The 19,438-nt window shown below is 64.1% G+C and carries 18 protein-coding genes; 7 read left to right on the top strand and 11 right to left on the bottom strand.

Features of this window, described 5'->3' with window-relative positions; genetic code table 11:
- Positions 1–70 precede the first annotated feature (70 nt).
- From KF759_RS11210 to hflD, 3 genes are read left to right on the top strand one after another with little or no spacing between them, the layout of a single operon-like run.
- Positions 71–553 (top strand): NUDIX hydrolase, encoded by a 483-nt coding sequence (locus tag KF759_RS11210; RefSeq protein ID WP_291225513.1) that lies wholly within the window; start codon positions 71–73, stop codon positions 551–553.
- A complete protein-coding gene (gene mnmA, locus KF759_RS11205; RefSeq protein ID WP_291225511.1) occupies positions 550–1,662 on the top strand; it encodes a tRNA 2-thiouridine(34) synthase MnmA in 1,113 nt (370 codons plus the stop codon). The genes KF759_RS11210 and mnmA overlap by 4 nt, the downstream gene beginning before the upstream one ends.
- Entirely contained in the window at positions 1,652–2,278 is a 627-nt protein-coding gene (gene hflD / locus KF759_RS11200) for a high frequency lysogenization protein HflD (RefSeq protein WP_291225510.1), read from the top strand. Before mnmA ends, hflD begins: the two co-directional genes overlap by 11 nt.
- A gap of 22 nt (positions 2,279–2,300) precedes the next feature.
- Here the strand turns inward: hflD and KF759_RS11195 are convergent, their stop codons facing one another.
- The 4 genes from KF759_RS11195 to KF759_RS11180 all read right to left on the bottom strand — a co-directional run bounded on the left by KF759_RS11195 (position 2,301) and on the right by KF759_RS11180 (position 6,203).
- Positions 2,301–2,834, bottom strand: coding sequence for a CHAT domain-containing protein (locus tag KF759_RS11195; RefSeq protein WP_291225508.1), 534 nt, complete (start codon positions 2,832–2,834; stop codon positions 2,301–2,303).
- Positions 2,835–2,844: 10 nt separating this feature from the next.
- Positions 2,845–5,436: a bifunctional aconitate hydratase 2/2-methylisocitrate dehydratase gene (gene acnB / locus KF759_RS11190; protein ID WP_291225506.1), complete on the bottom strand. Its 2,592-nt coding sequence runs from the start codon at positions 5,434–5,436 to the stop codon at positions 2,845–2,847.
- Positions 5,437–5,550: 114 nt separating this feature from the next.
- Positions 5,551–5,952 (bottom strand): type II toxin-antitoxin system VapC family toxin, encoded by a 402-nt coding sequence (locus tag KF759_RS11185; RefSeq protein WP_291225504.1) that lies wholly within the window; start codon positions 5,950–5,952, stop codon positions 5,551–5,553.
- 5 nt (positions 5,953–5,957) lie between these two features.
- Complete coding sequence (locus KF759_RS11180) at positions 5,958–6,203, bottom strand: AbrB/MazE/SpoVT family DNA-binding domain-containing protein (protein ID WP_291225525.1); 246 nt, start codon at positions 6,201–6,203, stop codon at positions 5,958–5,960.
- A 201-nt stretch (positions 6,204–6,404) separates the two neighbouring features.
- On the opposite strand from KF759_RS11180, the gene acnA reads away from it, so the two are divergent.
- Positions 6,405–9,155 carry an aconitate hydratase AcnA gene (acnA, locus tag KF759_RS11175; protein ID WP_291225502.1) on the top strand — a complete coding sequence of 917 codons (2,751 nt, stop codon included), beginning with the start codon at positions 6,405–6,407 and terminating at the stop codon, positions 9,153–9,155.
- A gap of 100 nt (positions 9,156–9,255) precedes the next feature.
- On the opposite strand, the gene KF759_RS11170 is transcribed toward acnA, so the two are convergent.
- Positions 9,256–9,687, bottom strand: a complete 432-nt coding sequence (locus KF759_RS11170) for a nuclear transport factor 2 family protein (RefSeq protein ID WP_291225500.1) — start codon at positions 9,685–9,687, stop codon at positions 9,256–9,258.
- Between the two features lie 137 nt (positions 9,688–9,824).
- Between KF759_RS11170 and KF759_RS11165 the strand changes: the two genes are divergently transcribed.
- Both KF759_RS11165 and KF759_RS11160 read left to right on the top strand, forming a co-directional pair.
- Positions 9,825–11,507, top strand: a complete 1,683-nt coding sequence (locus tag KF759_RS11165) for a long-chain-fatty-acid--CoA ligase (protein WP_291225498.1) — start codon at positions 9,825–9,827, stop codon at positions 11,505–11,507.
- Positions 11,508–11,719: 212 nt separating this feature from the next.
- On the top strand, positions 11,720–13,060 hold the full coding sequence (locus KF759_RS11160; RefSeq protein WP_054665575.1) for an ISL3-like element ISStma11 family transposase: 1,341 nt from the start codon (positions 11,720–11,722) through the stop codon (positions 13,058–13,060).
- Positions 13,061–13,142: 82 nt separating this feature from the next.
- On the opposite strand, the gene merA is transcribed toward KF759_RS11160, so the two are convergent.
- The 3 genes from merA to merT are packed head-to-tail and all read right to left on the bottom strand — an operon-like array spanning position 13,143 to position 15,489.
- Positions 13,143–14,837, bottom strand: a complete 1,695-nt coding sequence (merA, locus tag KF759_RS11155) for a mercury(II) reductase (RefSeq protein WP_012480191.1) — start codon at positions 14,835–14,837, stop codon at positions 13,143–13,145.
- 10 nt (positions 14,838–14,847) lie between these two features.
- A complete protein-coding gene (gene merP, locus KF759_RS11150) occupies positions 14,848–15,126 on the bottom strand; it encodes a mercury resistance system periplasmic binding protein MerP (RefSeq protein ID WP_012480190.1) in 279 nt (92 codons plus the stop codon).
- Between the two features lie 12 nt (positions 15,127–15,138).
- Positions 15,139–15,489 carry a mercuric ion transporter MerT gene (gene merT, locus KF759_RS11145; protein WP_019183730.1) on the bottom strand — a complete coding sequence of 117 codons (351 nt, stop codon included), beginning with the start codon at positions 15,487–15,489 and terminating at the stop codon, positions 15,139–15,141.
- A 74-nt stretch (positions 15,490–15,563) separates the two neighbouring features.
- Between merT and merR the strand changes: the two genes are divergently transcribed.
- Positions 15,564–15,971, top strand: coding sequence for an Hg(II)-responsive transcriptional regulator (merR, locus tag KF759_RS11140; RefSeq protein WP_012480188.1), 408 nt, complete (start codon positions 15,564–15,566; stop codon positions 15,969–15,971).
- 255 nt (positions 15,972–16,226) lie between these two features.
- Here the strand turns inward: merR and KF759_RS11135 are convergent, their stop codons facing one another.
- The 3 genes from KF759_RS11135 to prfB form a co-directional block, all read right to left on the bottom strand.
- The gene (locus KF759_RS11135; protein ID WP_291225470.1) at positions 16,227–16,559 is read right to left on the bottom strand and encodes a PilZ domain-containing protein; all 333 of its coding nucleotides are present in this window, start codon (positions 16,557–16,559) and stop codon (positions 16,227–16,229) included.
- Between the two features lie 142 nt (positions 16,560–16,701).
- Positions 16,702–18,270: a lysine--tRNA ligase gene (gene lysS / locus KF759_RS11130; protein WP_291225468.1), complete on the bottom strand. Its 1,569-nt coding sequence runs from the start codon at positions 18,268–18,270 to the stop codon at positions 16,702–16,704.
- A gap of 17 nt (positions 18,271–18,287) precedes the next feature.
- A protein-coding gene (prfB, locus tag KF759_RS11125) for a peptide chain release factor 2 (protein WP_291225466.1) occupies positions 18,288–19,413 on the bottom strand; the annotation gives its coding sequence in 2 pieces (ribosomal slippage) (positions 18,288–19,337 and positions 19,339–19,413; 1,125 coding nt in all).
- Between the last annotated feature and the right edge of the window lie 25 nt (positions 19,414–19,438).

Here is a 19,438-nt window from a genome sequence, read left to right as displayed (position 1 = left end):
AGGTGGTGGCGGCGGACCCGCTGCGCAAGACCGCCCAAGGCCACGCGGACCGGACTGTTAGAATCCAGTGATGAATCAGCCCGCATTGTCCGGCCAGGACAGCCAGCCGATCTGGCATCCGCACGTTACCGTGGCCACCGTGGTCGCGCACGATGATCGCTTTCTCATGGTCGAGGAAATCGTTCAGGGTCGACGCGTGCTCAACCAGCCGGCCGGCCACCTCGAGCCCGGCGAATCGCTGCCGGCAGCGGCGCTGCGCGAGACGCTCGAGGAAACCGGCTGGCATGTCGAGCTCAGGCACTTTCTCGGCGTGAGCCAATGGACCAGCGGCACGCTGCACTTCCTGCGCTTCGCGTTTGCCGCGAGCGCGCTGCGGCATGAACCCGATCGCGCGCTCGACGAGGGCATCGTGGCAGCCCTTTGGCTGCGCCGCGACGAAATCGCCGCAGCGGGCAATCTGCGCAGCCCGATGGTGCTCGCCAACATCGATGCCTTTCTTGCTCGGCGCTGGTGGCCGCTCGATGCGCTGCAGTACCTGGATCGTCCACGATGAGCGTCGAGGTCATGGTCGGCCTCTCGGGTGGCGTGGATTCTTCGGTCGCCGCCCTGCTGCTGCAACGCGAAGGGGTGGCGATTGCCGGCATGTTCATGCAGAACTGGGAAGACGAGGAGCCGACCAGCGGTTGCAGCGTCGATGCCGATCGCAAGGATGCGGTGGCAGTCTGCGCGAGGCTGCACATCAACTTGCATCTTTGCAATTTCGCGGCGCAGTACCGCACCCAGGTGTTCGAGCATTTCCTTGCCGAACATCGTCGCGGCCGCACACCCAATCCCGATGTGCTGTGCAACCGCGAGATCAAGTTCAAGACCTTTCTCGAACACGCACAAGCGCTGGGTGCACGGCAAATCGCCACCGGCCATTACGCGCGCCTGGATTGCGTGGATGGACTCTGGCGCCTGCTGCGGGCACGCGATACCGACAAGGACCAGACCTACTTTCTGCATGCACTGGGCCAGCAAGCGCTCGCGGCCACGCGTTTTCCGCTCGGCGAGCTGGACAAGCCACAGGTACGCGCCCTCGCGCGCGAAGCCGGCTTGCCCACGCACGCGAAGAAGGACTCGACCGGCATTTGCTTCATCGGTGAGCGCAACTTCCGCAGCTTCCTCAGCCGCTACATCCCCGCCCAACCCGGCGTGATGTGCACGCCCGATGGCATCAGGATGGGCGAGCATGCCGGTGTGTTCCACTACACACTCGGCCAGCGCGGCGGACTGGGCATCGGTGGTCGCAAGGATGGCGATGGTGAGCCGTGGTATGTGGTCGGCAAGGATGTCGCGGCCAACATTCTTTATGTCGCGCAGGGCAATGCCAATCAGTTCCTGCAGTCGCATCGATTGGTTGCCGACGAATTGATCTGGATTGCCGGAGCGCCACCCGCGCAGGCCTTTCGCTGCACCGCGATGACGCGCTACCGGCAGCCGCCACAGGCCTGCAGCGTCAACCTGGTTGGCGATCAGGCACTGGTCGAATTCGACGCTGCACAGCGCGCCGTCACCCCCGGCCAGTCGGTGGTGTTCTACGATGGCCCCGTGTGCCTGGGCGGCGGCGTCATCGATCGCAGCGATGCGGCATTCGGAGGCTGGAGGACGCATGAAGCGTGAAGCACGCGTGATCGCATTCGCGGGCATCCTGCAAGGTTGCCGGCTGGTCCATGACCTCGCCACCCAGGGGCGCGCCGATGCGCACGCCGCGCAGATCAGCATCGCGAGCATTTTCCGCATCGACGCCGCCGATGCTGCCGCCGTGTTCGGTGGCATCGGCGGACTGCGCCTTGGCTTCGAGGCCCTGATCGAACAGGTCGAGGGAAACGGCCGCAATCTGCCGGTCACGCGACTGGTCCTGGGCGTGCTGCGCCTGCAAGGCAAACTCATGCGCAATGCGCGGATGCGCGATGCGCTGCGCACGGGCATCGAGAGCGCGCAGCGCCAAGCCGATCATTTTGGCTGTGGCCACCCGACCGTGCAGGCGCGACTGGCCGAAATCTACGTGGAAACGTTGTCGCAGCTGCGCCCACGCGTGATCGTGCACGGAAATCCGCAGCACCTGTCCAATCCGCAAGTGGTTGCGCAGATTCGTGCCTTGCTGCTGGCCGCGGTGCGCGCTGCCGTACTCTGGCGCCAAGTCGGCGGCAGCCAGTTGCGCCTCCTGGTTCGGCGCCGCGAATACGCGATGCTCGCGCGCGGCCTGCTCGCACGCAGCACGCTCGACAACGGCTGATGGCGCAGCAGCCAGTGGCCGCTCAGCGCCAATCGCCCAAGGCGAGAAACCCAGCCCAGTACCACGGGTGATCGCTCTGCCCGCTCTTGCGCCGCGCGGCGAGTACGGCCCGCTGCGCCGCCTGCATCGCTGCGGGTGTGTCGGCCCGCTCCGTCACCCGCGCGCGATAGAGCGCTTCGCTCCAGATTGAAGTCGCCTGATCCTCAACCGGCCACAGGCTCAGCAACACCGTTCGGGCGCCCGCCAGGCGAAAGGCGCGGCCCAGCCCGTAAATGCCTTCATAGTCGTGGCTTGCACCAGACGCGGTGGAACAGGCGGCAAGCACCGCCCATTGCACCCGCGACAGATCGAGAGAGAGCCGTATTTTCGTTGCCCGCAGTACGGCCGATGGCCAGCTCGACGCCGGCTTCGATGACGCCCTCCCGACGCCCTGCGGGCCATGACGCGCACGGCCCAGTCGGGGCCTGCGCGCACTCCGCGATCCATCTTTGCCATCGCCAGATTCCGTCCAGGTCGGGCAAGGGCCAGCGCCAGGCGCCGGCCCGAGCTTGCCCATGCCGGTCGGATCAGGCGTCGACCCCTGCCGCGGTATCGCGGTACTCCTCGATCTGGTCGAAGTTCATGTAACGGTAGATCTGTTCGCCCTGCGCATTGATCACGCCCATGTCGGCGAGATACTCCTCGCGGGTGGGAATGCGCCCAAGGCGTGAGCAGATCGCCGCCAGTTCCGCCGAGCCGAGATAGACATTGGCGTTGCGACCGAGGCGGTTGGGAAAGTTGCGCGTCGAGGTCGACATCACCGTCGCACCCTCGCGCACCTGCGCCTGATTGCCCATGCACAGCGAGCAGCCGGGCATTTCCATGCGTGCGCCCGCGGTGCCAAAGGTGCCGTAGTGGCCTTCCTTGGTCAGTTCGGCCGCATCCATCTTGGTGGGTGGCGCGACCCACAGTCGGGTCGGAATGTCGCGTTTGCCTTCGAGCAGCTTGGCCGCGGCACGGAAGTGGCCGATGTTGGTCATGCACGAGCCGATGAAGACTTCGTCGATCTTCGCGTTGGCCACGTCAGACAGCGTCCGGGCGTCGTCGGGGTCGTTGGGACAGCACACGATCGGCTCGACGATCTGGTCGAGATCGATCTCGATCACCGCGGCGTACTGCGCATCGGCATCGGCCTCAAGCAATCGCGGTGCCGCGAGCCAGGCTTCCATCTTCTGGATGCGGCGGCGGATGCTCCGCGCGTCTTCGTAGCCTTGCGCGATCATGTTCTTGAGCAGCACGATGTTGCTCTTGAGGTATTCGATGATCGGTTCCTTGTCGAGCTTGATCGTGCAGCCTGCGGCCGAGCGCTCGGCCGAAGCGTCGGCGAGTTCAAAAGCCTGTTCGAGCTTGAGTGTGGGCAGGCCCTCGATCTCGAGGATGCGGCCCGAGAAGACGTTCTTCTTGCCCTTCTTCTCGACCGTGAGCAGGCCCTGCCTGATCGCGTAGAGCGGAATCGCGTGGACGAGGTCACGCAAGGTCACGCCCGGCTGCAACGTGCCCTTGAAGCGCACCAGCACCGATTCGGGCATGTCCAGCGGCATTACGCCGGTGGCCGCGGCGAAGGCGACCAGACCGGAACCCGCAGGAAATGAAATGCCGATCGGAAAGCGCGTGTGCGAATCGCCACCGGTGCCGACGGTGTCGGGCAGCAGCATGCGGTTGAGCCAGGAATGGATGATGCCATCGCCCGGGCGCAGCGCGATGCCGCCGCGCGTGGCAATGAATTGCGGCAGGCTGTGATGGGTGTTGACGTCGACGGGTTTGGGATAGGCCGCGGTGTGGCAGAACGACTGCATGACCAGATCCGCCGAGAAACCCAGACAGGCGAGATCCTTGAGTTCGTCGCGCGTCATCGGCCCGGTGGTGTCCTGACTGCCGACCGAAGTCATCTTCGGTTCGCAATAGGTACCCGGACGCACGCCCTTGCCTTCCGGCAGACCGCAGGCACGCCCAACCATCTTCTGCGCGAGCGTGTAGCCCTTGCCGCTGTCGGCCGGTTGCTGCGGCTGGCGGAACAGCGTCGACGCCGGCAAGCCGAGTGACTCGCGCGCCTTGGCGGTGAGGCCGCGGCCGATGATCAGCGCGATGCGGCCGCCTGCTCGCACCTCGTCGAACAGTACCGGACTCTTGACCTCGAAGGTCGCGATCACCGCACCGTTCTTGAGCGCCTTGCCTTCATGCGGACGCAGCTCGATGACATCGCCATGCTCCATCTGCGAGACGTCGAGCTCGATCGGCAGCGCGCCGGCATCTTCCATCGTGTTGTAGAAGATCGGCGCGATCTTGCCGCCCAGACACACGCCGCCGAAGCGCTTGTTGGGGATGAAGGGGATGTCCTGCCCGGTCCACCACAGCACCGAGTTGGTCGCCGACTTGCGCGAGGAACCGGTGCCCACGACATCGCCAACATAGGCGACCGGATGGCCCTTGTCCTTGAGCTTGAGCAAGTCGCCAATCGGACCGCGCTTGCCGTCTTCCTCGGGCACGAAGGGCGCATCGGGGCGCTTGTTCTTGAGCATGGCCAGACCATGCAGCGGGATGTCCGGGCGCGTGGTCGCATCGGGTGCAGGCGAAAGATCATCGGTGTTGGTCTCGCCGGGCACCTTGAACACGGTGATCGTGAGCGACGCCGGCACTTCGGGCCTGCTGGTGAACCACTCGGCCTCGGCCCAGCTCTTGAGCACCGCCTGCGCATTGGCATTGCCGGCCCTGGCCTTTTCCTCGACATCGTGGAAGGCATCGAACATCAGCAAGGTGTGCTTGAGCGCAGTCGCCGCCTCGGTACCGACCTCGGCATCGTCGAGCAGGCGCACCAAGGGTGCGATGTTGTAGCCACCGAGCATCGTGCCCAGCCACTGCGTGGCGAGCGCGCGTGGAATCAGCGGATTGCGCTCGCCACCCAGCGCCAGTGCAGCCAGATAGGACGCCTTGACCTGGGCGGCCTCGTCGACACCGGCCGGCACGCGCTGGCTGAGCAGTTCAAGCAGGAACTCGGCCTCGCCCGTCGGTGGGTTCTTGAGCAGGGCGACGAGCTCGGTGGTCTGCTGCGCGCTCAGCGGCAGCGGCGGAATGCCGAGCGCGGCGCGTTCGGCGACATGTTGGCGATAGGCTTGCAGCATCGTTGCAACTCCGGAAGGCGGGAAAAGAGACAGCTTCATTTCGACTTGATCCCGACAACACGCCACGCGATCCCCATTGCGCGAGACGGGCTGCCGGGACGATTCGGGATCACTTCAACTGGCGGGCACGATCAATTTCAGTCCCTTGAAATACTGGCGATAGAAATCCCGATCGGCGGTGATCAGGCCATTGCACTGGAGCAGCGCATGCGCACCGATGAGAAAATCCGGCACCGCGCGCCATTGCGCATCGGTGCGCTGGCGATGGCGACGCTGCATCTCGCCGGCACGCAAGGCTGATTTGGCTTCGATCGGCGAAAAGCGCAGGCTCATGTCTTCGAGCGCGGCCAGCGCTTCGGCGCCATCGCGCAGTGCGCTGCAGACCTCGGCCAGCACCACTTCGCACACCACCACCGGGCCCGCGCCCAGGCATTGGCGCAGACAGGCCTCGGCGGCATCGGCCTGCGGCCCATCGGCAAGCAGGTCAACCAGCACCGAGGTGTCGATCGCGATCATTGCCTTCAGTCCTTGAGCGGATCACCCGGCGCACGTCCACGGATTGCGCGCAGGGCATGTGCGGTGGACTCAAACCCATCGAGCTTGAAGCGGCCGCGCGCACGCGAAATCGCGTCATCGACACTCTTGCGCAGCACGATGCGACTGCCTTCGAGCTCAACCTTGAGCGTACTGCCCTTGACCAGGCCCAGCGCGTCGCGCACTGCCTTGGGCAAGGTGATCTGGCCACGCTCGGCAACGCTGACTTCCATCGCTGACTCCACCGAGCCGAAAAAGTATGCATGGATCATACATACCCATCCATTCATACTCAAGATCGCATACTGTGACCGATCCCTGCCAGCAAGCGGTCGGCGGATAATGGCGCGTTGGCGCAGACGCCCCACGCAACCACCACCGCGCCGCCATCCGCGCCAGGCCAAGTCCATTCCAACCCATCCAAGGAGCCAGCCATGAGCCAATCCAGCACCTGTCAATCCGTGATCGAGGTCGATGGCAAGCGCTACCGGATTTCCAGCCTGCGCAAGCTCGGCGAGCGTTTCGACATCCAGCGCCTGCCCTACTCGATGAAGATCCTGCTCGAGAACCTCATGCGCAACGAGGATGGCGTCAACATCACCGCCAGGGAGATCGAGGCGGTGGCGCGTTGGGACGCCAGCAAGGAACCCGACACCGAAATCGCCTTCACGCCCGCGCGCGTGATCCTGCAGGACTTCACCGGCGTGCCCTGCGTGGTCGACCTCGCCGCCATGCGCGATGCGGTGGTCAAGCTCGGCGGGGATGCCACCCAGATCAATCCGGTGGTGCCGCTGGAACTGGTGATCGACCACTCGGTACAGGTCGACGTGTTCGGTTCGGCCGATGCGCTGGAGAAGAACGCGCAGATCGAATTCGAGCGCAACAAGGAGCGCTACACCTTCCTGCGCTGGGGCCAGAAGGCGTTCAGCAATTTCCGCGTGGTACCCCCCGATACCGGCATCGTGCATCAGGTCAATCTCGAGTATCTCTCGCGCGTGGTGATGACCGGCGAGCGCAACGGCGAACTGTGGGCATGGCCCGACACCCTGTTCGGCACCGACAGCCACACCACGATGGTCAACGGCCTGGGCATCCTCGGCTGGGGCGTGGGCGGTATCGAGGCCGAGGCGGCGATGCTCGGCCAGCCCTCGTCGATGCTGATTCCGCAGGTGGTCGGCGTGAAGCTACATGGCCGGCTCGGTGAAGGCGTCACGGCCACCGACCTCGTGCTCACCGTGGCCCAGGCGCTGCGCAAGCTCGGCGTGGTCGGCAAGTTCGTCGAATTCTTCGGCGATGGCCTCAAGCACCTGCCAATCGCCGATCGCGCCACCATCGGCAACATGTCGCCGGAATACGGCGCGACCTGCGCGATCTTCCCGATCGATGCCGAATCACTCAATTACCTGCGCCTGTCTGGCCGCAGCGAGGAGCACATCCGCCTGATCGAGGCCTATGCGAGGGAACAAGGTCTCTGGCACGACGACAGCGCGCCACAATCCGAATACTCGACCATCCTCGACCTCGACCTCGCCAGCGTGCGCCCATCGATGGCCGGCCCCAAGCGGCCGCAGGATCGGGTCGCACTCGAGGACGTCAAGCAGACCAGTCATGCCGTCATCGCGGCACTCACCGCGCACCGCAAGCCGCGTGACGCCGATGTCGCCGACTTCGCCAACGAAGGCGGCGCGGTCGCGATCGGCAACCAGGCCAACGACATCATCAACGGCGGCGTACGGGTCGAGCACAAGGGCCATCAATTCAGCCTCTACGACGGCGCCGTGGTGATCGCCGCGATCACCTCGTGCACCAACACCTCCAATCCCGCGGTGATGATCGGTGCGGGCCTGCTCGCGCGCAATGCCGCCGCGCGCGGCCTCAAGGCCAAGCCCTGGGTCAAGACTTCGCTCGCGCCCGGCTCCAAGGTCGTCACCGATTACCTGGAGAAGACGAACCTGCTGCGCGAGCTGGAGAAGGTCGGCTTCTATCTGGTCGGTTACGGCTGCACCACCTGCATCGGCAATTCCGGCCCCTTGTGGCACGAAATCAGCCGCGGCATCGGCGATGGCGATCTGGCGGTCGCCTCGGTGCTATCGGGCAACCGCAACTTCGAGGGCCGTATCCACCCCGAAGTGAAGATGAACTACCTCGCTTCGCCGCCGCTGGTGGTCGCTTACGCACTCGCCGGCACGCTCGATCTCGACCTCACGCGCGAACCACTGGGTATCGGCAGCGACGGCAAGCCGGTCTACCTCAGGGACATCTGGCCATCCAATCAGGAAATCGCCGACAGCATGCGCGGCGCGATCACGCCCGAAATGTTCAAGAAGACCTACGGCGAAGTCTTCAATGGCGACACGCGCTGGAACAGCCTGACACCGCCCAACGACGCGGTCTACCGCTGGACCGATTCGACCTACATCAAGAACCCGCCCTACTTCGACGGCATGACGATGGCCCTGGCCGCACAAGCCGACATCCACGGCGCACGCGTGCTCGGCCTGTTCGGTGATTCGATCACCACCGATCACATTTCCCCGGCTGGCTCGATCAAGAAGGACAGCCCGGCCGGACGCTTCCTCATGGGCAAGGGCGTGGAGCCCAAGGATTTCAATTCCTACGGCTCGCGCCGCGGCAACGACGACGTGATGGTGCGCGGCACCTTCGCCAACATCCGCATCAAGAACCAGTTGCTCGATGACGTCGAGGGCGGCTACACGCTGCACGTGCCCAGCGGAGAGCAAATGGCGATCTACGACGCGGCCATGAAGTACAAGGGTGATGGCACGCCACTGGTGGTGATTGCCGGCAAGGAATACGGCACCGGCTCCTCGCGTGACTGGGCGGCCAAGGGCACCTTGTTGCTCGGGGTCAAGGCGGTGATCGCCGAAAGTTTCGAGCGCATCCACCGCTCCAATCTGGTCGGCATGGGCGTGCTGCCACTGCAGTTCAAGGACGGTGAAAACGCCAGGTCAATCGGCCTCGACGGCAAGGAAACCTACGACATCAGCGGCCTCGAAGGCGGCAAGGCGAAACAGGTGCAAATCACCGCGACCGCCGCCGATGGCAGCAAGAAGCAGTTCACCGCCAAGGTGCTGCTGCTCACGCCCAAGGAGCGCGAGTTCTACCAGCACGGCGGCATCCTGCAATACGTGCTGCGTCAACTCGCCGGCCACAAGGCCGCCTGAAGCGACCGCACAAGGTCCGCCCTGCGCGCAGCCGCTCCGGCTCGGCGCAGGGCGGTTCCCGCGTCGACCGCCGGCGAGGCGCCACCTGCCCCGCGCAAGGCTACTCGTCGGCGCCCGACCACTTCGCGTTGTTGCACAACCACTCGCCGCCGCTGCGACGCCAGCCGGTGGTGAAATGCAAGGTGGTGGCGCGATCGGGAATCCAGCGTCCGCTGCTGTCGCTGATCAAGACATCAAAGCGCGCGGTTGCACGCTCGCCCCTGACCTCGACCTCGATGCCGCCGACCTGCACCGCGATCGCCCGCGCCACCACGAACTGGCCGCGCAGATGGTTGGCGAGCCCTGCGCGGTCGAGCTCATCATTGCCGATGAAATCATCGCTGACGAGCCCAGCCAGCTCGCCCGCATCACGCTCCTGGATTGCCTGCGCACCGCGTTCGATTGCGGCGCGGATCGCGTCTTCATCCGAAGTGCGTGCGCAGGCGCCAAGCAACAGCGTCACCGCCACGAAAAGCCAGCCCAATCGCCTCATTCGTCCCTCCCCGCGCTGCATCGCCGCTTGCCGCTGCGCGAAAGCTTGTGTTGCAATCGAAACCAGGCGCGCGCCAGACGCGCGCGCGCCTGACCGCTGCGGCGCCCGCCGCGCGACCACTCGCTGGGGGAGCATACATGGACAATTCACAACGCCCGTGGCTGGCCAATTATCCGGCAGGCGTGACTGCGGACATCGACCTCGATCAGTATCCGTCGGTGGCTGCGATGCTCGCCGAGGCCTGCAACCGCTTCCGTCACCGGCCGGCCTTCAGCAACATGGGGCGCACGCTGACCTATGCCGATCTCGACCGGCTGAGCGCAAGCTTTGCCGCATTCCTCGTCAACGACCTCAAGCTCGCCAAGGGCGATCGCGTCGCGATCATGATGCCCAACCTGCTGCAGTATCCAATCGCGATCATGGCGATCCTGCGTGCGGGTCTGGTGGTGGTCAACGTCAATCCACTCTACACGGCGCGCGAGCTCAAGCACCAGCTCGAGGATTCCGGCGCCAGTGCGATCATCGTGGTCGACAACTTTGCCCACACGGTCGCCGAGGTGATCGGCGGCACGCACTGCAAGCACGTGATCTGCACCGGCGTCGGCGACCTGCTCGGCTTCCCAAAATCCTTGCTCACCAACTTCGTGGTGCGCCACGTCAAGAAGATGGTGCCCGACTACTCGCTGCCCAACGCGCTGCGCTTCAACGAAGCGCTCGGTCGCGGCACGCGATCGACCCTGGGCAAGATTGAAATCGGCCCCGAAGATGCCGCCTTCCTGCAGTACACCGGTGGCACCACCGGCGTCGCCAAGGGCGCCGAGCTCACTCATCGCAACATGATCGCGAACATGTTGCAGGCATCGGCCTGGCTCGCGCCCGTGGTGCGCGAGGGCAGCGAAATCATCGTCACCGCGCTGCCGCTGTACCACATCTTCGCGCTCACGGCGAACTTCCTCACCTTTGCGCGCTCGGGCGGTTTCAACGTTCTCATCACCAATCCGCGCGACATGCCCGGCTTCGTCAAGACGATCAAGAACCTGCGCTTCACTGCGCTCACCGGCGTCAACACCCTGTTCGCGGGCCTGCTCAATACGCCAGGCTTCGATCAGGTCGATTTTTCGAATCTGCACCTCACCCTCGGTGGCGGCATGGCCGTGCAGCGCGCGGTCGCCGAGCGCTGGAAGAAGGCAACCGGCTGCACGCTCGCCGAAGCCTACGGCCTCACCGAAACCTCGCCGGCGGTTTGCATCAACCCGCTCGACCTGGCCGAATACAACGGCTCGATCGGACTGCCGGTGCCGTCCACCGTGGTCACGATCCGCGATGACGACGGCAAGATCCTGCCCAACGGTGAAGTCGGTGAACTGTGCGTGCAGGGACCACAGGTGATGAAGGGCTACTGGAATCGCCCCGAGGAAACCGCCAAGGTCATGACCGCCGATGGCGCCCTGCGCACTGGCGACATCGCGCGCATCGACGAGCGCGGCTACGTCTACATAGTCGACCGCAAGAAGGACATGATCCTGGTCTCCGGCTTCAACGTCTATCCCAACGAGATCGAGGATGTCGTTGCCCTGCTTCCTGGCGTGCTCGAAGTCGCCGCGGTCGGCGTGCCCGATGAAAAGTCAGGCGAGGCCGTCAAGCTGGTGATCGTCAAGAAGGATCCGGCGCTGACCGCAGAGGACGTGCTCAAACACTGCAAGGCCAACCTCACCGGCTACAAGCAGCCGCGCCACGTCGAGTTCCGCGACAGCCTGCCCAAGACCAACGTCGGCAAGATCCTCCGCCGCGAATTGCGTGACCCCTCACCCAAGAGCTGAATGCCCGCTCCAGCGCGAACGGGATCAAGCGTGCAAAATGAAATCCCGCCTCCGAGGCGGGATTTCTTTGGGTATCCGGAATCTGGTGTGGGTTCTGGCTCCTTGGGTCTTTGTAGCTATCACTTTCAAAGAATGGATTTTGGTGTTGGACGGCTGAGCGGATGTGCTAGAGTAAAAGTCGGATTTCAGTGTGGGTTCGCCCAAGGTGCTGAGTGACGGACTTTCTCCAGCTGCGAAGCCTGAAGACGCTTGAAATCCTGACCAGCGAGGACAGTTACGTCGTCAAGGCCGAAGGCGTCAATCAGTGGGTGACCTGCCCGCTGTGCAAGACCGGACGCCTGCATGGTCACGGCTCACAGGAACAGTCGTTTCAGGACACACCGACGCACGGCAAACCCGTCGTGATCTTCATCCAGCGCCGTCGCTATCGCTGTACAAGCTGCACCAAGACCTTGTTTGAGCCTGTGGCGGACCTTGATGGAAAACGCCAAGCCACGGCGCGTCTGGTGCGTTATATCCGCGACCAGTCCTTCTCCAAGACCTTTGCGGCCCTTGCCCGGGAAGTAGCCGTGGACGAAAAGACGGTCCGCCACGTCTTCGACGATTTCATCGAGGAGGTCGAGGCCAAGACCCAGTTCCGGACGCCGCGGGTGCTGGGTATCGACGAGCTCAAGATCATCGGCCAGTACCGGGCCATGATCACCAACGTCGAGCGCAAGACCGTGTTCGATATCCGCCCCAGCCGGGCCAAAGCCGAGTTGATGCCCTATTTCCGCGACCTGCGGGACAAGGACTCGGTCGAGTGGGTGGCGATGGACATGTACCACGTTTATCGGCAGGTGGTGCGCGCCACGCTGCCACAGGCCCGGATCGTGGTCGATCGATTCCATATCCAGCGCATGGCGAACGACGCGCTGGAGAAGCTGCGCAAGCGCATTCGCAAGGATTTGTCCACCCGGCAGCGCCTCAAACTCAAGGACGAGCGGTTCCTGCTGCTCAAGCGGCAGCACGACCTGACAGGGAGAGATATGGACCGGATGCGGGAATGGTTCCAACAGTTCCCGCTCCTAAGCGAAGCCCACGCGCTCAAGGAAGGATTTCTGTCGATCTGGGATCAGAAGACCCGCCCAGCAGCAGAAGCCGCCTGCGCGAAGTGGCAGGCCAATATTCCGACCGAATTGGCGGCCACGTTCAAGGACCTGACCACCGCCGTGCACAACTGGCACGACGAAATCTTCGCCTACTTCGAGCAGCCGATTACCAATGCCTATACTGAGTCAGTCAACCGAGTGGCCAAAGACATGAACCGCATGGGCAGGGGTTACAGCTTCGAGGTGCTTCGGGCGCGCATACTCTACGACAAGAAGGCGCGCAAGGATGGCTCGGTTATCGAAACCGTGTTGGTCGATGACGACGACCCAATGACCACGGACTTCGTGTTCCAGCGGATGACCACGGCGGCAACGCGCAAGAAGAAGATCACGCGCGTGGTCGAGTACGGCCCCTATCTCCCGACGCTGGCGCGGCTACTCGAAGAGGGGTATTTCGAATAGTCCTCAGCCCATTGTGCAAGAGGCGGCGCTTCAGCCTGAATTTGTGATTCAGCCGATGAAGCATAGGTAAGAGGCCCAGCCACTACCCCGCGCAACAGGACAGTTGCTTTACGTCCTTGGTGAAGGTTTGTGCCGCGAGTTTCAGCCCCTCGACCATCGTCAGGTAGGGGAATAACTGGTCGGCCAACTCTCGCACCGTCATGCGGTTGCGAATCGCCAGTACTGCGGTTTGGATCAGCTCGCCTGCTTCCGGGGCTACCGCTTGCACGCCGATCAGTCGTCCCGAACCGGCCTCCGAAACCAGCTTGATGAAACCGCGCGTGTCGAAGTTGACCAGCGCCCGGGGCACGTTGTCGAGCGTCAGCGTGCGGCTGTCGGTCTCGATACCGTCGTGGTGCGCTTCGGCTTCGCTGTAGCCCACGGTGGCGACCTGCGGGTCGGTGAACACCACCGCCGGCATCGCCGTCAGATCCAGCGTCGCGTTGCCACCCGTCATGTTGATTGCAGCGCGGGTGCCGGCCGCCGCCGCGACGTAGACGAACTGCGGCTGGTCAGTGCAGTCGCCGGCGGCATAGATGTGCGGCACGGTAGTGCGCATCGCGTGGTCGATGGTGATGGCGCCTTGCGCATTGACCACCACACCGGCCGCGTCGAGGTTGAGCGTGCGGGTGTTTGGGGTGCGGCCGGTGGCGAACAACAGCCGGTCGGCATGCAGTTCGCCGCGTTCGGTGGTGAGCACGAATTCCCCATCCTCATAGGCGACCTGGCTGGCCTGGGTGTGGTCCAGCACTTCGATGCCTTCGGCGCGGAACACGGCCGTGATGGCCTCGCCAATGGCGGGGTCTTCGCGAAAGAACAGTGTGCTGCGCGCCAGCATGGTCACCTTGCTGCCCAGCCGGGCAAAGGCCTGCGCGAGTTCGACGGCCACCACCGACGAGCCGATCACGGCCAGCCGATCGGGGATCGTGTCGCTGGCCAGCGCTTCGGTCGACGTCCAGAAGGGCGTGTCTTTCAAGCCCGGGATCGGTGGAATCGCCGGACTGGCCCCGGTGGCGATGAGGCAGCGGTCGAAACTCACCTCGCGCATCCCGTCGTCAGCGGTTGCCACGGTCAGCGTGTGCGCGTCCTTGAATCGGGCATCGCCGCGCAGCACGGTGATGGTCGGGGTGCTCGTCAGGATGCCTTCGTACTTGGCGTGGCGCAGTTCATCGACGCGCCCCTGCTGCTGAGCCAGCAAGCGCTTACGCAGAATCTTCGGCGAGGCGGCGGCAATGCCGTCATCGAACGGACTCTCGCGACGCAGATGCGCAATGTGGGCAGCGCGGATCATGATCTTGGACGGCACACATCCGACGTTGACGCAGGTGCCGCCGAGAGTGCTGCGCTCGATCAGCGTCACACGCGCCCCTTGCTCGACGGCCTTCAACGCCGCCGCCATCGCCGCGCCGCCGCTGCCGATCACGGCCACGTGCAGTGCAGCTTCATCGTCCTCGCGCTTTGGTTCGCCGCCCAGCCGCTCTTGTGCATTGTTCAGCAGGTCGCTGGGTTGCCCCGGCGCATCGGCAAGCTGCGCTCGGTAACCGAGTGCGGATACCGCCGCGACCAGCGAGGTCACGTCCGCGGCGGTACCTACGCTGGCCTCAATCTCGGCCCGGCGCTGTGGGTAGGACACTGAGGCCGAACGCACGCCGGGCACCTTTTCCAAGGTCTGCTTGACGTGCTCGGCGCACGACCCGCAGGTCATGCCATCGATGTGCAGCGTGATCGCCTCGGTCATGAGCGTGTGCTCACTTCTTGACGGTAGACGGGTAGCCGGCGTTCTCGGTGGCTTTGGTCAACGCGGCCGGAGTGGTCTTGGCATCGTCGTAGGTTACCACCGCCTCCTTGGGCTCCCAGGTCACCTTGGCCTCGATGACGCCTTCGACCTTGGTCAGCGCCTTCTTGACCGTGATCGGACAGGTGGCGCAGGTCATGCTCGGCACCGACAGCGTGACGGTTTTGGTGGCGGCCCAGGCGGGAGCGCTGAGGGCAACGGTCAGAGCGAGCAATGCGACGAGTTTCTTCATGGCAATCTCCTTTCAGTAGAACAGGGGCATGAGGTAGGGGAACACGAGCGCGATCAGCACCAGGGCGGTGACGATCCAGAAGATCACCTTGTAGGCCGTCCGCACCTGGGGCACGGCGCATGCGTCGTCCGGCGCGCAGGCGCGAGCCGGCCGGAAGATGCGACGCCACGCGAAGAACAGCGCCACGAGCGCCACGCCAATGAAGATCGGCCGGTACGGTTCCAGCGCGGTCAAGTTGCCGATCCAGGCGCCGGAGAAACCCAGCGTGATCAGCACCAGCGGACCGAGGCAGCAGGTCGAGGCGAGGATGGCGGCGAGGCCACCGGCGGCCAGTGCACCGCGGCCGTTGCTGGGGTCTGCCATGTGAGGGATCTCCTTCCGAGACGTTGCGTGATGCGCTAAGGTTACTTCCGTAGTCAAGTACGGAGTCAAGCGCGATGGTGAACGATCCGCAAACACTGACCATCGGGGCTTTCGCCAAGGCCGCTGGGGTCAACGTGGAGACCATCCGGTTCTATCAGCGCAAGGGGTTATTGCCAGAACCAGGTCGGCCCGTCGGCAGTATTCGCCGCTACGGATCGGCGGACGTGGCGCGGGTGCGTTTCGTGAAATCCGCCCAGCGGCTGGGGTTCAACCTGGACGAAGTCGGCCAACTCCTACAGCTTGAGGACGGCACTCACTGCAGCGAAGCCGCCGAGCTGGCTGCGCTCCAGCTCACCGACGTGCGCACCAAGATGGCGGACCTGACGCGAATCGAAGCGGTGCTGTCACGGTTGGTCAACGAGTGCCATGCGCAGCGAGGCACTGTGTCGTGCCCGCTGATCGATTCTCTGCACGGGAGCTAGGCGCGTGGCTTAACCCGGTTTTCCGTTCCACTGCGCCTCAAACCCCAGTTCGAGCCGGGGGCAAGGTGACCTGCCACTGATTGTTTCCTTGCACCGACATGCGCCAGACAAAGCCCACACTGAAGGCTAAAAGCGCGTAAGCCTTGCGATACCAGAAACCTACCGAACGAGAGCTGTCAGACAAGAAGGGCTAGTGCGGTCTTCCCACACTAAAATCCGGATACCCATTTCTTTTGCCCTCGCGGCACGGATTGCTCAGGACGAATAGCCCTCGTCCGAGTCGGCATAGCTGCCCAGCAGGTTCCACAACGGGATCTGCTTGTCATCGGGAATGCGTGAGTAGGCAAAACCCAGCTCGTCGCCCTCGATGCGGGCCACGCGCGCAAGCACATGGATGTCGAGCGACTCACCAACCAGAATATCGACGTTGAAGGTGTCGCCGACCTTGCCGGTCCAGCCCGGTGGCCGCGTCGCGCACAAACCCGTCGCCGAAATGTCGAGGATTTCGCTGCTCCAGCTGTCGAGGCCTCGACTGATCAAGGCCGTCGACTGGATCGGCATGCGCGCCGATCGCTTGGGTTCCCGCATGTTCACGCTCATTCACCCCCCCGGGATGGCTTGCAACGGCCCAATTTGGTCGCCTCCGTCACGCTCGTCAACCCATCAAGGGTTCGTATTCCCTCCAGCCGCAACCCGTCGCCCTGCCGCGGCAACGAAGCCCATGCAAGATTCAGGCCTGCGGCCGCATGTAGGGGAACAGCAGCACATCGCGGATCGAGGGCACATCGACGAGCAGCATCACCAGCCGGTCGATGCCCACTCCCAAGCCGCCGGTCGGCGGCAAGCCGACCTCGAGCGCGCGGATGTAGTCGGCATCAAAATGCATCGCCTCGTCGTCGCCCGAGTCCATCGCCGCAACCTGGGCGCGAAAGCGCGCCGCCTGGTCCTCCGGATCGTTGAGCTCGGAGAAGCCATTGGCGATCTCCTTGCCGCCGATGAACAGCTCGAAGCGGTCGGTGACCCCGGGATCCTGATCGTTGGCACGCGCCAGCGGCGAGACCTCGGTCGGGTGGGTGGTGATGAAAGTCGGCTGGATCAGGGTCTGCTCGACCGTCTTCTCGAAGATCTCGAGCACGATCTTGCCCCAGCCGTAGCCGGGCTTGACGTGCACGCCGAGCTTTTCGGCATGCGCGGCGATGCGCGCGCGGTCGCGCAGATCGGAGCGGGCGATCTGCGGATTGTGCTCGAGCACCGCATCTTCCATCTTCCAGCGCCGGAACGCCGGTCCGACATCGATGGCCACGCCTTCCCAGTTCAGGGCCGCCGAGCCGATCACATCCTGCGCGGCGCTGCGGATCATCGCCTCGGTGATGTCCATGATCTCGTTGTAGGTGGCGTAGGCCTGATACAGCTCGAGCATGGTGAACTCGGGGTTGTGCCGGGTCGACACGCCCTCGTTGCGGAAGTTCCGGTTGATCTCGTAGACGCGTTCGAATCCGCCGACCACGAGGCGCTTGAGGTAGAGCTCGGGCGCGACGCGCAGGTAGAGATCGAGATCGAGCGCGTTGTGGTGGGTGATGAACGGGCGCGCAGTGGCGCCGCCCGGGATCACGTGCATCATCGGCGTTTCCACCTCGAGGAAACGTTGCGCGTCGAGGAAGGTACGAATGTGACGCACGATGCGTGATCGCAACTCGAACACGCGCCGCGACTCGGGAGTGACGATGAGATCGACGTAGCGCTGGCGATAGCGCTGCTCGATGTCGGCCATGCCATGCCACTTGTCGGGCAAGGGCCGCAAAGACTTGGTGAGCAGTTGCAACTGCTCCACGCGCACGCTCAATTCCCCGGTCTTGGTGCGCATGAGGCGACCCGTGGCACCGACGATGTCGCCGATGTCCCAGCCCTTGAAAGCTTCGAAGGCCTCGGCGCCGATCGCGTTGATCTGAATGAAGAGCTGGATGCGGCCGCTCATGTCCTGGATGTGGACGAAGGCGAGCTTGCCGGCATCGCGCTTGCTCATGATGCGGCCGGCAACACGCACCAGACGCTGCGCTGCCTCGACCTCCTCGGCGCTGTTGCCTTCGTACTGCGCATGCAGGTCGCCGGCAAATGCATCGGGCGCGAAATCGTTGGGGAAGGCAATGCCCTGCGCACGCAGCGCGCGCAGTTTCTCGCGGCGCTCGGCGATCAGGCGGTTTTCGTCGACTGGAAGAATGTCGGTCTGTTCGCCAAATCGCTCTCCCGCTTGCACGGACGGAACCGCTGTCGATTGTGTTGGCGGTATCTGCTTGCTCATTGCTTGCGTTCCTTCAATCAGGCATCGACGCGCCTGGCGCCGGCTTCCAGGCCCGCCTTGAGGCTGCCTTCGATGAACTCGTCGAGGTCGCCGTCGAGTACCTTCTGGGTGTCGCTGCGCTCGATCCCGGTGCGCAGATCCTTGATGCGCGACTGATCCAGCACGTAATTGCGGATCTGACTGCCCCAACCGATGTCGGACTTGCTCGCTTCCAGCTTGTCCTTTTCGGCGTTGCGCTTTTGTACCTCGATCTCGTAGAGCTTGGCCTTGAGCATCTTCATCGCGCGATCGCGGTTGGCGTGCTGGCTGCGTTCGGTCTGGCAGGCCACCACCACACCCGAGGGCACATGGGTGATGCGCACCGCCGATTCGGTCTTGTTGACGTGCTGTCCGCCGGCACCCGATGATCGATACACATCGGTCTTGAGATCGGCCGGATTGATCTCGATGTCGATGTCGTCATCGACTTCGGGCGAGACGAACACCGAGGTGAAACTGGTGTGGCGGCGGTTGTCCGAATCAAACGGCGACTTGCGCACGAGGCGATGCACGCCGATTTCGGTCTTGAGCCAGCCGTAAGCGTAATCGCCCTCGACGCGGAAGGTCGCGCTCTTGATGCCGGCCACTTCACCCGCGCTGGCTTCGAGCAGTTCGGTCTTCCAGCCCTTGGCCTCGGCCCAGCGCAGGTACATGCGCAGCAGCATTTCGGCCCAGTCCTGCGCCTCGGTGCCGCCGGCGCCGGCCTGAATGTCGACGAAGGCGTTCGCGCTGTCCATCTCGCCGGAAAACATGCGCTGGAACTCGAGTTGCTCAACCTGCCGCGCCAGTCCTTCGACATCGGCATCCACGGCCAGCGCGGTGCCCTCGTCTTCCTCGGCAATGGCAAGATCGAGCAGGTCGCCGGCCTCGCCGAGACTGTCGGTCAGGCTGCGGATGCCGCCGACGATGCGCTCGAGCGAGGCGCGTTCCTTGCCCAGATCCTGGGCGCGCTGCGGGTTGTTCCAGACATCGGGGCTTTCGAGTTCGCGACTGACTTCCTCGAGCCGCTCGGCCTTGGCCGGGTAGTCAAAGAAACCCCCTGAGCGAAGCCACGCGATCCTTGAGATCGGCGATGCGCGCGTGAATTGGATTGGTCTCGATCATGGCGGGGCTGGCGTGCGGAAAAAGA

Origin of the sequence: Dokdonella sp. (assembly GCF_019634815.1) — a bacterium.
In the GTDB taxonomy this organism is placed as follows: domain Bacteria; phylum Pseudomonadota; class Gammaproteobacteria; order Xanthomonadales; family Rhodanobacteraceae; genus Dokdonella_A.
The sequence above is the reverse complement of the archived record's forward strand: the minus strand, read 5'-3'. Positions and strand labels throughout refer to the sequence as shown.

Coding starts and splice junctions, on each gene's coding strand:
- KF759_RS11195 (WP_291225508.1), bottom strand. CDS start 2,834: ATGGGCAAGCTCGGGCCGGCGCCTGGCGCTGGCCCTTGCCCGACCTGG.
- KF759_RS11165 (WP_291225498.1), top strand. CDS start 9,825: ATGGACAATTCACAACGCCCGTGGCTGGCCAATTATCCGGCAGGCGTG.
- KF759_RS11210 (WP_291225513.1), top strand. CDS start 71: ATGAATCAGCCCGCATTGTCCGGCCAGGACAGCCAGCCGATCTGGCAT.
- acnA (WP_291225502.1), top strand. CDS start 6,405: ATGAGCCAATCCAGCACCTGTCAATCCGTGATCGAGGTCGATGGCAAG.
- merP (WP_012480190.1), bottom strand. CDS start 15,126: ATGAAGAAACTCGTCGCATTGCTCGCTCTGACCGTTGCCCTCAGCGCT.
- acnB (WP_291225506.1), bottom strand. CDS start 5,436: ATGCTGCAAGCCTATCGCCAACATGTCGCCGAACGCGCCGCGCTCGGC.
- merT (WP_019183730.1), bottom strand. CDS start 15,489: ATGGCAGACCCCAGCAACGGCCGCGGTGCACTGGCCGCCGGTGGCCTC.
- merR (WP_012480188.1), top strand. CDS start 15,564: ATGGTGAACGATCCGCAAACACTGACCATCGGGGCTTTCGCCAAGGCC.
- KF759_RS11180 (WP_291225525.1), bottom strand. CDS start 6,203: ATGGAAGTCAGCGTTGCCGAGCGTGGCCAGATCACCTTGCCCAAGGCA.
- lysS (WP_291225468.1), bottom strand. CDS start 18,270: ATGAGCAAGCAGATACCGCCAACACAATCGACAGCGGTTCCGTCCGTG.
- KF759_RS11170 (WP_291225500.1), bottom strand. CDS start 9,687: ATGAGGCGATTGGGCTGGCTTTTCGTGGCGGTGACGCTGTTGCTTGGC.
- KF759_RS11185 (WP_291225504.1), bottom strand. CDS start 5,952: ATGATCGCGATCGACACCTCGGTGCTGGTTGACCTGCTTGCCGATGGG.
- merA (WP_012480191.1), bottom strand. CDS start 14,837: ATGACCGAGGCGATCACGCTGCACATCGATGGCATGACCTGCGGGTCG.
- mnmA (WP_291225511.1), top strand. CDS start 550: ATGAGCGTCGAGGTCATGGTCGGCCTCTCGGGTGGCGTGGATTCTTCG.
- hflD (WP_291225510.1), top strand. CDS start 1,652: ATGAAGCGTGAAGCACGCGTGATCGCATTCGCGGGCATCCTGCAAGGT.
- KF759_RS11135 (WP_291225470.1), bottom strand. CDS start 16,559: ATGCGGGAACCCAAGCGATCGGCGCGCATGCCGATCCAGTCGACGGCC.